General features: G+C 61.3%; 10 protein-coding genes. 7 read left to right on the top strand and 3 right to left on the bottom strand.

Features of this window, described 5'->3' with window-relative positions; all coding sequences use genetic code 11:
- Nucleotides 1-4 precede the first annotated feature (4 nt).
- The 6 genes from JOE27_RS05315 to JOE27_RS05290 all read left to right on the top strand — a co-directional run bounded on the left by JOE27_RS05315 (nucleotide 5) and on the right by JOE27_RS05290 (nucleotide 7,470).
- Nucleotides 5-961, top strand: a complete 957-nt coding sequence (locus JOE27_RS05315; RefSeq protein ID WP_115274621.1) for a VirK/YbjX family protein — start codon at nucleotides 5-7, stop codon at nucleotides 959-961.
- Between the two features lie 79 nt (nucleotides 962-1,040).
- The gene (locus JOE27_RS05310; protein ID WP_115274622.1) at nucleotides 1,041-2,243 is read left to right on the top strand and encodes a glycosyltransferase; all 1,203 of its coding nucleotides are present in this window, start codon (nucleotides 1,041-1,043) and stop codon (nucleotides 2,241-2,243) included.
- Nucleotides 2,240-3,427 (top strand): glycosyltransferase family 2 protein, encoded by a 1,188-nt coding sequence (locus JOE27_RS05305; RefSeq protein WP_046785999.1) that lies wholly within the window; start codon nucleotides 2,240-2,242, stop codon nucleotides 3,425-3,427. The genes JOE27_RS05310 and JOE27_RS05305 overlap by 4 nt, the downstream gene beginning before the upstream one ends.
- Nucleotides 3,428-4,177 carry a WecB/TagA/CpsF family glycosyltransferase gene (locus JOE27_RS05300; RefSeq protein ID WP_046786000.1) on the top strand — a complete coding sequence of 250 codons (750 nt, stop codon included), beginning with the start codon at nucleotides 3,428-3,430 and terminating at the stop codon, nucleotides 4,175-4,177.
- Between the two features lie 169 nt (nucleotides 4,178-4,346).
- Nucleotides 4,347-5,765 carry an undecaprenyl-phosphate glucose phosphotransferase gene (locus tag JOE27_RS05295; RefSeq protein ID WP_046786001.1) on the top strand — a complete coding sequence of 473 codons (1,419 nt, stop codon included), beginning with the start codon at nucleotides 4,347-4,349 and terminating at the stop codon, nucleotides 5,763-5,765.
- Between the two features lie 43 nt (nucleotides 5,766-5,808).
- The gene (locus JOE27_RS05290) at nucleotides 5,809-7,470 is read left to right on the top strand and encodes a phosphoethanolamine transferase (RefSeq protein ID WP_115274624.1); all 1,662 of its coding nucleotides are present in this window, start codon (nucleotides 5,809-5,811) and stop codon (nucleotides 7,468-7,470) included.
- Here the strand turns inward: JOE27_RS05290 and JOE27_RS05285 are convergent, their stop codons facing one another.
- Complete coding sequence (locus JOE27_RS05285; protein WP_046786003.1) at nucleotides 7,471-8,436, bottom strand: LysR substrate-binding domain-containing protein; 966 nt, start codon at nucleotides 8,434-8,436, stop codon at nucleotides 7,471-7,473.
- A 146-nt stretch (nucleotides 8,437-8,582) separates the two neighbouring features.
- Here JOE27_RS05285 and JOE27_RS05280 point away from each other — a divergent pair, with 146 nt between their 5' ends.
- The gene (locus tag JOE27_RS05280) at nucleotides 8,583-9,959 is read left to right on the top strand and encodes an L-serine ammonia-lyase (protein WP_115274625.1); all 1,377 of its coding nucleotides are present in this window, start codon (nucleotides 8,583-8,585) and stop codon (nucleotides 9,957-9,959) included.
- A 1-nt stretch (nucleotide 9,960) separates the two neighbouring features.
- Here JOE27_RS05280 and JOE27_RS05275 read toward each other — a convergent pair whose 3' ends face one another.
- Entirely contained in the window at nucleotides 9,961-11,256 is a 1,296-nt protein-coding gene (locus JOE27_RS05275) for an FAD-binding oxidoreductase (protein ID WP_115274626.1), read from the bottom strand.
- A 14-nt stretch (nucleotides 11,257-11,270) separates the two neighbouring features.
- Nucleotides 11,271-12,359, bottom strand: coding sequence for a polyamine ABC transporter substrate-binding protein (locus JOE27_RS05270; protein ID WP_046786006.1), 1,089 nt, complete (start codon nucleotides 12,357-12,359; stop codon nucleotides 11,271-11,273).
- Nucleotides 12,360-12,414: the final 55 nt, after the last annotated feature.

Below are 12,414 nucleotides of genomic sequence, written 5' to 3'. Positions count from 1 at the left end.
TAAGATGCTCGGATCGTTAGCCAGAAGCGTATTCACCTTGCAACCCGGCTATTCGCTGCGGGCGCTTAACAACAAGTACAAGCTGGCCACAGCAATGATCAGGCAGTGGCCGGACTTGCGCACGTTCATGCAGCGCATGTCAGGTGCGCTGGGCAACGAGCGCTTCGCCAGGCTGGGCGTGGACTGCATCGGGGTGGTGCAGTGGCCCTACATCAGCAAATGCTGGGACGCCCGTGAACGGCTCGATGTGGTGGCATCGCACTATGAAGTGGTCGCCAGCCATTGCCCGGCACTGTTGCTGTTGGAGCGCGAGGAGCGCCAGGTTGTCTGCGACCTGTCCGCCTACTCCAACGGGTGCACCCTGGTGCTGGATCGGCCCATCTGGTTCAAGCGGGAAGGGGAGTTGGTGATCAACCTGTTCCAGGCTGACCTGCGTGTGGCGTCGCTGGCGTTCACGCTGTGCCGCACAGAGGGCGAGCTGTGCCTGTTCATTGGTGCCGTGCAGGGCATCCATAAAGGCATCGACAGCGAAACCTCGCTGAACATCTACCGCGACCTGACCAAGGATTTCGAAGGGTTGCGCCCCAGAAGCTTTCTGCTAGAAGCCCTCAAGTGCCTGGCCAGAGCGGCCGGGGTCGCCCGCATCTATGCTGTCGGCGATCAGTGCCGGCACCACCGTCACCCGTATTTCGGGGTTGAGAAGGCTCAGGACCTGGCAGCCAACTATGATGTGATATGGCAGGAGAGCGGTGCCGAAACGTCGGAGCGTGAGGACTTCTTTGTGGTCCCCCTGGCAGCTGCCAGGCGTAACCTGGAGGACATCGCGCCGAAGAAACGGGCCATGTACCGACGGCGTAACGCGCTACTGGACGACGTTTTCGCCAAGATAGAAGCAGCACTGCCCGGCACCGCCGCGCAAACAGAGCTGCCGTTGCATCCTCAGCTAGCCTGTAGTCAGTGAGCCACAGCATGAGGTAAAGGTCAGGGCGTCGCAGAAGCGGCCCGACCCTATCAGTAAACGGATTTCGATTTGGGGGCGTATGCGCATTGCTTATTTCATCAATCAGTATCCCAAGGTCAGTCACAGCTTCATTCGTCGCGAAATTCTGGCGCTCGAACGTCAAGGCATGGAGGTTCAACGCATCGCCCTGCGGGGCTGGGACGCCGAGTTGCAGGACGATGAAGACATCGCCGAGCAGGGCAAGACCCGCTACGTGCTGCAAGGGGGCGTCAAGGGCCTGCTCAAACCGATGCTGCAGGTAGCGCGCGCCGAGCCGCGGCGTTTCATGTCAGCGTTGCGCCTGGCGTTGCGCATGGGGGTGCGCGCCGACCGACCCTGGCCCTATCACCTGGTCTACCTGGCTGAAGCCTGCCGTGTCGTGCAGTGGTTGCAAGGCGCTGCTGCTGAGCACGTGCACGCGCACTTTGGCACCAACTCCACCGAAGTGGTCATGCTGGCCAACGCGCTCGGTGGCCCTCGCTACAGCTTCACCGTGCATGGCCCCGAGGAGTTTGACAAGCCGCAATTCCTGCACATGGAAGAGAAGGTCCGCCGCGCAGCATTCGTCGCTGCGGTGAGCTCCTACGGGCGCAGCCAGTTGTTTCGCTGGGTGGCACATGAGCAATGGGTCAAGGTGAAGGTGGTGCATTGCGGCCTGGAGCGTAGTTTCCATGAAGGTTCGGCCATTGCGCCCCCGGCAACGCCGCGGCTGGTGTGCGTAGGGCGGCTGTGCGAGCAGAAGGGCCAGCTGCTACTGCTCGAAGCAGCCCGGATCCTGCTGGCCAAGGGCGTAGCGTTTGAACTGGTGCTGGCCGGCGATGGTGAAATGCGTGAGCAGATCGACGCGTTGATCGCCCGCCATGGCTTGCAGGCACAGGTGCGCGTCACTGGCTGGATCAGCAGCGCCCAGGTACGTGAAGAAATCCTGGCCGCCCGCGCACTGGTGCTGCCGAGTTTCGCCGAAGGGTTGCCGGTGGTCATCATGGAGGCCATGGCCCTGCGTCGGCCGGTATTGACTACCTATGTGGCCGGCATACCCGAGCTGGTTCGGCAGGGGGAAAACGGTTGGCTGTTCCCGGCAGGCGAAGTGCAGGAGTTGGCTGCGGCCATGGCCGATTGCCTGGCGCAGCCTGCCGAAACCCTGCAGCGGATGGGGCAAGCGGCTTACGAGCGCGTGCTCCAGCGCCACGATATCGATACCGAAGCGGCCAGGCTGGTTCGCTATTTCAAGGCAATTGCATGATTACTTTACTGAGTTGGCTGCTGGGCATCGTGGCACTGCTTGTGCTTCTGCCGGTACTGGTGCTGTTGGTCCAGGTGCTGTTGGCCTGCCTGCCGGCGCGGCCGGTGCCACAGCCCAAGGGCGCACGCCCACGGGTGGCGGTGTTGGTACCGGCGCATAACGAGGCGCTGGTCATCGAGTCGGCACTTGCGGCCATCGGCGCGCAATTGCGCGAGGGCGACCAGTTGCTGGTGGTGGCGGACAACTGCACCGACGATACCGCCGCACTGGCGCGTGCTGCCGGTGCGCAGGTGATCGAGCGCCAGGACGCGCACCTGCGGGGCAAGGGCTATGCGCTGGACTACGGTGTACGGCATCTGGCGCACAACCCGCCGCACGTGGTGCTGATCATCGACGCCGATTGCCAGGTCAGTGCCGGTGCCGTCGAGCGCTTGGCACACTGTTGCATCGAGGCCGGCCGGCCTGTGCAGTCCCTGTACCTGATGCATGCGCCTGCAGGCGCCGGGCTGAAAGTGCAGGTCGCCGAATTCGCCTGGCGCGTGAAGAATCTCGTGCGCCCGCGTGGATGGGCTCGGGCAGGCTTGCCGTGCCAGTTGATGGGGGCGGGCATGGCGTTCAGCTGGCAGGATGTGACCGCGGCCAACCTGGCGACCGGCCATCTGGTCGAAGACATCAAGCTGGGCCTGGAGCTGTGCCGCGATGGCAAACCGCCGCTGTTCTGCCCGGCTGCTACGGTCACCAGCCAGTTCCCGACCAGCCAGGAAGGCCTCACCAGCCAGCGCACCCGCTGGGAACATGGCCATCTGGGGCTGCTGCTGACGGAGGGCCCCGGTTTGATTCGCCGCTCGCTGGCGCAGGGTAACTGGCCTTTGCTGGCCATGGCCGTGGACCTGCTGGTACCGCCGCTGGCGTTGCTGGCATTGGCCATGATGGTGGTCTTCAGCGTGGCATGGCTGGCATTTCTGTTCTTCGGCATTTTACTGCCGGCAGTGCTTGCCACCGTCAACCTTGTGCTGTTGGTGGCCGCGGTATTGTTGGCCTGGTGGCGCTTCTCGCGTGAGGTGATCCCGTTTTCCGTATTGCTGTATGCCCCGTTCTACGCGGCGAAGAAGATTCCCCTGTACCTCGGTTTTCTGCTCAAACGCCAGGTTGAATGGGTGCGCTCGAAACGGGATGACAACTGAATGGACGCATGGCCCTGGTTGCAACGCTGGAAGACAATCATCGGCAAGCTGCGCGTGGTCGATGACGCGGCTGATGAGCAGAAGGTGCTGCAGGCACTGAGCGCTCCGCGAACGGCAACGGTGCTCGGCTTCGTCAATGCCCATGCCATGAACCTGGTGGCTGCCAACCCTGACTATTGCACAGCGCTGGCGGCAGCGGACGTGCTGCTGCGCGACGGCTCCGGCATCGCGATACTGTATCGGCGCCTGGGGCTGGCGCCCGGGCTGAACATGAACGGCACCGACTTCATTCCCGAACTGCTCGCAGCTTACAACGGCAGGCGGGTAGCGTTCTGGGGCACCCAGGAGCCGTATCTGAGCCAGGCAGCCGAACAGGGTGAAGCGCTTTACGGGGTTAATGTCGTGTCGCTGCATGACGGTTTCGCCAGTATCGACACCTACATTGATCTGGCGCGGCAGCAGCAGCCGGAGCTGATCGTGCTGGGCATGGGCATGCCCAAGCAGGAGAACGTCGCGGCCCGCCTGGCTGAACTGGGCAGGCCCTGCCTGATCGTCTGCGGCGGAGCGATCCTGGACTTCATGGGCGGCAAGGTCACCCGGGCCCCGGACTGGTTACGCCGGTTGGGCGGCGAATGGGTGTACAGGCTGAGCAGGGAACCCAGGCGTCTGTTCGTGCGCTATGTGGTCGGCAACCCACTGTTCCTGCTGCGGGCGCTGCTGTGCAGCAAAGCGACCCTGCCAGAACCCTGAGCGAGGAGGATTCAGCCCCGCACGGGCTGCCGGGTACTGCTACAGTGATATCAAGCGGCGTGGGGTGGCGTGGCAGCTTTTTAATGATTTGGTATTGAACCTAAGGTTGGTTTTATCGCACGGGTGTAATGGCGACGCGTGGGTCACGCACATAAAAAGAGGCCTCATAATGGTATTCGAGCCTAGAAGCAGCCGTTCCTTGCTCCAGCGAAGAAGTAGCGTGAGTAACGCCATTCAAGCCGGCCTCGATGGCATAGCGGTCACCAGTGTCGCGTGGTATCTGATTTACGATCAGTTTGGTTATATTACTTCAGACTACGTCATCATGCTGCTGTTGCTGATCGGTGCGCTGGCCGTCATTTATGACCACTATGCCATTTATCGAAGTAACGTTGGCCTTTCCGTCAAAGCTTTCAGGCTGTTCAAGGCGTGGTCTGCGACGTTTTGTTTTTTGGTGGTTATCGCTTTTCTTACCAAACAAAGCGAAACGTATTCGCGGCTGTTGGTGGGGCAGTTGTTTATATTTGGTTACGCTGTGCAGTTGCTGTTGCATATTGTCGTGCGCGAACTGCAAAAGCGTTTTACTGCCCATGCTCGCCAGGACAACGCATTGATTATCGGCGGGGGCGACCTGGCCAACTTCCTCTACCAGAAAATAAGCAATAACCCCTGGTTCGGAGAGCGGGTGGTAGGTTGTGTGCTGATCGATGAACAGCTCGATGGGCAGGGCACTGCCGATGCAAAATTGCGCTTGCCTGTACTGGGCCGTATTGCCGACCTGGACGAGATCATCGCCAAGCAGGCTATCCGAACGGTGTACCTGGTGACGCCGCTCGGCGGCTCTGAGCTGATCAACGATGTCTACCTGAAACTTTTGGACAAGTGCATTGCGGTCAACTGGGTGCCCGACATTTTCTCGCTGCGCCTGATCAACCACAGCGTCCGTGAAATTGCCGGCATCCCGGTACTGACGTTGTCTGAAACCCCGCTCACGGGCATGAGCCTGTTCCTGAAGAACCTGGAAGACCGCGTGCTGGCCGCGTTCATTCTGCTGTGTGCGTCGCCGGTACTGCTGGTGGTCGCCGCCGTCATCAAGTTCGACAGCCCCGGGCCGGTGTTCTTCCGCCAGGAACGTACCGGGTGGACGGGGGAGTCTTTTCGCATCTGGAAGTTTCGCAGCATGCGCGTTCACCAACCCGACAGTGGCGTGGTCCAGCAGGCGCAAAAGAATGACCCCAGGCTGACCCGGGTCGGTGCCTTCATCCGACGCACCAGCCTGGATGAATTGCCGCAGCTTTTCAATGTGCTAACCGGCGAGATGTCGCTGGTGGGCCCACGCCCGCATGCGTTGCAACACGACACACTGTACTCCCAGGACATCGTCGATTATTTCGCCCGCCACAACATCAAGCCCGGCATGACAGGTTTGGCGCAAGTACGTGGCTACCGGGGGGAAACCAAGGACATCGAACAGATGATCCAGCGGGTGAACTCGGACATCGAGTACATCAACAACTGGTCGCTCTGGCTCGACTTCGTGATTCTGGTACGAACGCTCAATGCCTTTACCGGCAAGCAGGCTTATTGAAGGCCGGTACTCGACCGCGCGCCATCCAGAGGGTCAGTGATCAATGAAAACCATGTCTCGGCTGGGCGGTGTTGCCTCGAGGGTAGTGAAGGCAGAGTGGCCGGTTCTGCTGTTATGGTCGTTTCTGCTGTCGCCGTTGTTCGTAAGGCTACTGGCCGAGTGCAATTGCTCGAAAACGGATTTGCTGGTTATCTATACGTTTGCCATTTCAATGTTATGGCTGCTGGCCACGCGTTTCGTTTCAACCAATCAATTCAAGGTTCATCTTCTGTTGTTGCCATTTTATCTGGCGGCCAGCGTGGACCTGTTTCTGGTGCTGAACTTCGGTTCACGCTTGACGGCGGCCTATCTTTTTATCGGGCTGACCAATTACAAAGAGGCTACTGATTTCCTCAGTACCTACTGGCATTCGATCAGCGCGGTGCTGCTGGTATTCGTGCTGTGCTACGGCGTTGGGCTGGCAGGGTTGCACGGGCGCACGTTTTACAAGAACAAGGCAATTTTCGGTTTGACGATAAGTGCCTTGGTGTTGGGGTATGGCGCCTATTTTTATAAAACCGTAAAGCTCAACTCGCTGGGTAAGAGTGCAGTCCTGGACTTGGCAGCGAAGGACCAAAGTACCCCTGTGGGTTATTTGTCGCAAATCGGCTTGACTGTAACGTTGTATGCCGAGTCGAAGCGCTATATCAAACAGCGCCTGGAGTCCGAGGTAAAAATAACAGCAGTATCGGACGCCGCTGACGTGGAGACCCTCGTGTTCGTCATCGGCGAGTCTTCACGGCCACACAACTGGTCGCTGTATGGGTACCACCATTCCACCACGCCGAACCTTGACAAAGAGTCGGGGGTGTTCAAGTTCAACAGCATGTGCACCACGGCGCCGCATACGTCGGTCGCGGTGCCCTCGATGCTCAGCCTGGAGCCGATCGAGCACTGGGACCTGATCGCCTCGACCAAATCGCTGGTTGGCATCTACCGCGCCGCCGGCTACAAGACGTACTGGCTGTCTTCCCAGGAAGTCGACAGTTTTGGCGGGATCATTCCGCAAATTGCTGCCGAGGCCCAGAGCCGGCAGTACTTTGAGCGCAGCTACGACGGTGCATTGATGTCGGCCTACGAAAACATCGTCGAGCAAGGCGGCACGCAAAAACAGGCGATCTTTATTCATATCAAGGGCAGCCATTTCGATTACGCCCGCCGCTACCCACGCGAGTTCGGCACATTCAAGCCTGCGACCGACAGCGCGAAGGACCGGATCACCGCAGATTACGATAACTCCATCTTGTACACCGACTGGCTGTTGGGAAGGATCATCGATCAACTCAAAAGCAGCCAGCGCAAGGCGCTGTTGGTCTATTCGTCAGACCATGGCGAGAATTTGCTGGATGACAGCCGCGGCCTGCTAGGGCACGGTATGGGCAATGAGTATGACCTTTCGGTCGCGGCGTTTTTCTGGGCTTCAGGCAGCCTGCTGCAGCGGCAGGCGCAAACGCTGCAAAAGCTCAAGCAGCGGGAAGGGCAGACCGTCAGTATTTCTTCTCTCCCGCATACGTTGTTGAACATCACTGGCATTTCCATGCCGGGTTATGACAGCGCCCAAGACCTGTTGAGCGACAACTTTGTCTCGTCCAAATGCCCACATTTGCTGGCCGGTGAGTACGTTCCCTCGTTTGATTTCGATGTGAAACGCGTTGCAGTCGAATGACTACGCGGGTGTGCGGGTGGACGCGGTACGGGCTTGAACAGGGTGCTGCAGGAGGAAGCTTTTGGCCTCTTCCACCAGCCAGTCGTGTACCGCACGAGCGCCCGGCTGGTTCAGCCCGCCTGGCGGGTAATGCACTACATAGCGCTTGTGGTTGGCGATCGGCACACCGAAGGGCACGATCAGCGCACCCCGTTCCAGTTCATCATTGAGTAAGGTGCGACGGGCTATGGCCACGCCGATCCCGGCAATCGCCGCTTCTATCGTCAGGTGATTGCGGTTGAAGGTATGCCCCCGGCGCACATCCAGCCGTGGCGCACCAATGCCCTCCAGGTAGAACTCCCATTCGGCAAAGTCCGAACTGCCGCGCCAGGCAGTGATGTCGTGCAGCAGTGGATAGTGGGCAAGGTCCGCAGGCCCGTGCAGTGGCGGGCGGCCGCGCAGCAGGGCTGGCGAGCAGACGGGGAAGATCTGTTCGTCCAGCAGCGGGGTCGAGAGCATGCCCGGGTAGCTGCCATCATTCAGGTCAATGGCCAGGTCGAAGTCGCCCGGGTTCAACGCCTGCGCACTGTCTTCGGCCACCAGGCGCAATTCGATATCCGGATACCGCTGCTGGAAGCGCGGCAGGCGCGGTGTCAGCCACTTGGCCAGGAACGAGGGAATCGAGCGTACGCGCAAGGTGCCGCGGATCTCGCCGGCGTCCAGGCGCAGCAATTCGGCTTCGATACTGCCGTAGGCCTCGGCCACGGTCTGCGCCAGGCGCTGCCCCTCGGCGCTCAGCTCTACCCCCCGCGCCCGGCGCAGGAACAGGCGGTAACCAAGGCGCTCCTCCAGCTGGCGCATCTGCTGGCTGACCGCACCGGGGGTGATGTGCAGTTCCTCGGCGCAGCGGGTGAAAGAGAGATGCCGTGCCGCACAGGAAAAAACATGCAGCCAGACGAACATCTGGCCGTTCATTTGTCGTCGCATCGTTTAGTTCTGCTAAAGCCTTGCTTAGAAAGTTTCGTTGGTCATCAACAGGTGAGCGCGGCAGTATCGCGCAAATCCGCAATAGCGTTCAATTTATCCAGACAGCCGCGTAACGGTGATACAGCCCGGCGCGGTCAGGCATTAGCATGGCTATCAGTGTTTTCGACCTTTTCAAAATCGGCATCGGCCCATCCAGTTCCCACACCGTCGGCCCCATGCGGGCAGCCGCCACCTTTGCCCAGGCATTGCGCACCCAGGGCTTGCTGGGCCAGGTAAGGCGTATCGAAGTACGGCTTTATGGTTCGCTTTCCGCCACGGGTGTGGGCCATGCCACTGACCGCGCCTGCCTGCTCGGCCTGATGGGGCAGTGGCCGGACCGGATCGATCCGGCCACCATCGAGTCACGCATCGGCCAGGTGATGCAGGAGCAATGCCTGATGCTCGACGCCAGCCACCCGCTGACTTTCATCTATGCACGCGACATGCTGCTGCTGGAGGAAAACCTGGCGTACCACCCCAATGCCATGACCCTGGAGGCAATGGACGAGCAGGGCAGCCTGCTCAGCCAGACCTACTACTCCGTTGGTGGCGGCTTCATTGTCGAGCAGGGTGAAATCGACGCGCCCCAGAACCAGGCGGCTGCAGTCCCGCTGCCCTACGAATTCTCCAGTGCCGCCCAGTTGCTGGCGCTGTGCAAGGCCCACCAGTTGAGCGTTGCCCAGCTGATGCTGGCCAACGAATGCGCGTGGCGCCCTGAAGCCGAGGTGCGCGAAGGGCTGCTGCGGATATGGGCGGCGATGCGTGAATGCGTCGACAACGGTCTGCGCAATGAGGGCATCCTGCCTGGCGGGCTTGGCGTCAAGCGCCGCGCTGCACGCCTGCATCGCAGCCTGCAGGAACTGGGCAAACCCAATGTGATCGGCTCGACCCTGAGTGCCATGGAGTGGGTGAACCTGTTCGCCCTGGCGGTCAATGAAGAGAACGCCGCTGGCGGGCGCATGGTCACAGCGCCGACCAACGGCGCGGCGGGCATCATCCCCGCGGTGTTGCACTACTACATGAAATTCAACCCCGCTACCTGTGACGACGATGTGGTGGCGTTCCTGCTGGCCGCTGCCGCTGTCGGCATCCTGTGCAAGAAGAATGCATCGATCTCCGGTGCCGAGGTGGGTTGCCAGGGCGAGGTGGGGTCGGCGTGCTCGATGGCCGCGGCAGGCCTCGCCCAAGTGCTCGGCGCTACACCGCCGCAGTTGGAAAACGCCGCCGAAATTGCCCTGGAACACAACCTGGGCTTGACCTGTGACCCGGTCGCAGGCCTGGTCCAGGTGCCGTGTATCGAGCGCAATGCGATTGCCGCGGTCAAGGCGATCAATGCCGTGCAGATGGCCCTGCGCGGTGATGGCGAGCACTTCATCTCGCTTGATCGGGTAATCCGCACCATGCGCGATACCGGTGCCGACATGCATGCCAATTACAAGGAAACCTCGCGTGGTGGTTTGGCGGTGGCGTTCGTCGAGTGCTGAGTCAACCCAGCACCTCGCGCACCCGATACCACAGCATCCCCAACGCCAGCAGCGGCGAGCGCAACGCCTTGCCGCCCGGGAAGGTAAGGTGGGGTACGGCGCTGAAGACATCCAGCCCCTGGCTGTGCCCGGCAGCGATCCCTTCAGCCAGCAGTCTGGCCGTCCAGTGCGTCACATTCAGGCCATGCCCAGAGTAGCCCTGGGCGTAGTAGACATTCGGGTACTGGCTCAGCCGCCCGACCTGAGGGAAGCGGTTGGCGGTGATGCCGATCATCCCGCCCCATTGGTAATCGATGTGCACGTCGGCCAGCTGCGGGAACACTTTGAGCACCTTGGGCCGCATGTAGGCGGCGATGTCCTTCGGGTCGCGCCCTGAATAATGGCAGGCCCCGCCGAACAACAGCCGACGATCTGCGGTGAGGCGGTAGTAATCCAGGCCGACCTTCTGGTCGCACATCGCCATGTTCTGCGGGATAAGCGCCTTGGCCACAGCCTCGGGCAGTGGCTCGGTGGCCACCACGTAGCTGCCGGCAGGCAGCACTTTACCGCTCAGGCGTGGCTCCAGTTCGTCCAGGTGGGCGTTGCAACCGAGCACCAGGCTTTGTGCCCTGACCTTGCCCCGAGCGGTGTGCAGGGTGACCGTGGTGCCATGCTCGATGCGCAGCACCGGGCTCTGCTCGAAAATGCGTACCCCCAGGCCATGGGCCGCGCGCGCTTCACCCTGGACCAGGTCGAGCGGGTGCAGATGGCCCGACCCCATGTCCACCAGCCCGCCGGCGTACTGATCGCTGGCAACGATCTCATGCAGTCGCTCAGGGCCGACCAGGCGCGTTTCATGGCCATAGCCAAGCTCCGCCAGCTCGCGCTGCTCGTCCTTGAACGCCGCGAACTGGGCAGGTGTATTGGCCAGTTCGCAGAAGCCCCAGCGCAGGTCGCAGGCAATGCCGTACTGCTCGATACGCCTGGCCACCAGGGCCACCGAGTCGATGCCGGCCTGTTTCAGGTAGCGCACGCCGTCCTGGCCGACATAGCGCGCAAAACCGCTGACGTCATGGCCGATGCCGCGGATCAACTGGCCTCCGTTGCGCCCGCTGGCGCCCCAGCCGACGCGCCGGCCTTCGAGCAGGATCACCGACAGGCCACGCTCGGCCAGTTCCAGCGCCGTATTGACCCCGGTCAGGCCACCGCCGACCACGCACACATCAGCGGTCAGTTCGCCGTCCAGGCTGGGGTAGGGCGCGGTATCACGCGCGGTAGCGGCGTAGTACGACGCAGTGTGTTGGGTGTCGAATGGCATGGCGCGCTCTCGGCTCAGCGGTTGGACTTGATCTTGCTCCAGGAGCGGGTCATGACCCGCATGATCTTCGGGCTCGGCGTGCTGGAAATGTACAGCTTGTCCAGCACCTCCTGGGGTGGGTAGATCTCGGGGTTGTTGACCAGCGACTCATCCATGTAGGCCTTGGCGTCGGGGTTGGCATTGGCATAGCCGACGGTGGCACTGACCTTGGCGATCACCTGTGGTTCGAGCAGGTAGTTGATGAAGGCCAGCGCCTGCTCGGGGTTGCTGGCGTCCTTGGGAATGGCCAGCAGGTCGAACCACAGGTTGCTGCCTTCCTTGGGGATGCTGTAGGCGATCTTCACGCCGTTTTTCGCCTCGACCGCGCGGTTGGCGGCCTGGAACACATCGCCGGAGTAGCCGAAGGCAATACAGATGTCGCCATTGGCCAGGTCCGAAACGTATTTGGACGAGTGGAAGTAGGTGATATAGGGGCGCAGTTCAAGCAGGTGCGCTTCGGCCTTGGCGTAGTCAGCCGGCTTTTCGCTGCGCGGGTCCATGCCCAGGTAATTGAGCATGGCCGGGAACAATTCGTCGGGCGAGTCCATGAAGGCCACCCCGCACTGCTTGAGTTTCTTCAGGTTCTCTGGCTCGAACAGCACCGCCCAGGAGTCGATACGCTCGATGCCCAGTGCAGCTTTGACCTTCTCGACGTTGTAGCCAATGCCGTTGGTGCCCCACAGGTAGGGCACCGCGTACTGGTTGCCGGGGTCGTTCTGCTCAAGTTGCTTGAGCAGTTTCGGGTCCAGGTGCTTCCAGTTCGGCAGCTTGCTGCGGTCCAGTGGCAGGAAGGCACCGGCCTGCGCCTGGCGGGCGAGGAAGTGGTTGGACGGCACGACCACATCGTAGCCGGTGCGCCCGGCAAGCAGCTTGCCCTCCAGGGTTTCGTTGGAGTCGAACACGTCATAGACCACCTTGATCCCGCTGCTGGCCTGGAAGTCGGCCAGGGTGGTATCGCCAATGTAGTCGGTCCAGTTGTACACGCTGACCGTGGGCTGAGCCTGGGCGGCTGCACCGAACAGCAGGGTGAATGCTGCAGGAATCAGGGCTTGCAGATGACGCATGTCGACACCTCGTTGGTCTTGTTCTTTGAGTGGGGTGTGAGGGGCTGCACGGCAG

The sequence above is a fragment of the Pseudomonas sp. M5 genome (genome assembly GCF_016907075.1).
In the GTDB taxonomy this organism is placed as follows: Bacteria; Pseudomonadota; Gammaproteobacteria; order Pseudomonadales; family Pseudomonadaceae; genus Aquipseudomonas; species Aquipseudomonas putida_E.
The sequence above is the reverse complement of the archived record's forward strand: the minus strand, read 5'-3'. Positions and strand labels throughout refer to the sequence as shown.

Bases quoted from the DNA above. Each gene is read 5' to 3' on its own strand.
- JOE27_RS05305 (WP_046785999.1), top strand. From the start codon at position 2,240: ATGATTACTTTACTGAGTTGGCTGCTGGGCATCGTGGCACTGCTTGTG.
- JOE27_RS05300 (WP_046786000.1), top strand. From the start codon at position 3,428: ATGGACGCATGGCCCTGGTTGCAACGCTGGAAGACAATCATCGGCAAG.
- JOE27_RS05285 (WP_046786003.1), bottom strand. From the start codon at position 8,436: ATGCGACGACAAATGAACGGCCAGATGTTCGTCTGGCTGCATGTTTTT.
- JOE27_RS05275 (WP_115274626.1), bottom strand. From the start codon at position 11,256: ATGCCATTCGACACCCAACACACTGCGTCGTACTACGCCGCTACCGCG.
- JOE27_RS05295 (WP_046786001.1), top strand. From the start codon at position 4,347: ATGGTATTCGAGCCTAGAAGCAGCCGTTCCTTGCTCCAGCGAAGAAGT.
- JOE27_RS05310 (WP_115274622.1), top strand. From the start codon at position 1,041: ATGCGCATTGCTTATTTCATCAATCAGTATCCCAAGGTCAGTCACAGC.
- JOE27_RS05315 (WP_115274621.1), top strand. From the start codon at position 5: ATGCTCGGATCGTTAGCCAGAAGCGTATTCACCTTGCAACCCGGCTAT.
- JOE27_RS05280 (WP_115274625.1), top strand. From the start codon at position 8,583: ATGGCTATCAGTGTTTTCGACCTTTTCAAAATCGGCATCGGCCCATCC.
- JOE27_RS05290 (WP_115274624.1), top strand. From the start codon at position 5,809: ATGAAAACCATGTCTCGGCTGGGCGGTGTTGCCTCGAGGGTAGTGAAG.
- JOE27_RS05270 (WP_046786006.1), bottom strand. From the start codon at position 12,359: ATGCGTCATCTGCAAGCCCTGATTCCTGCAGCATTCACCCTGCTGTTC.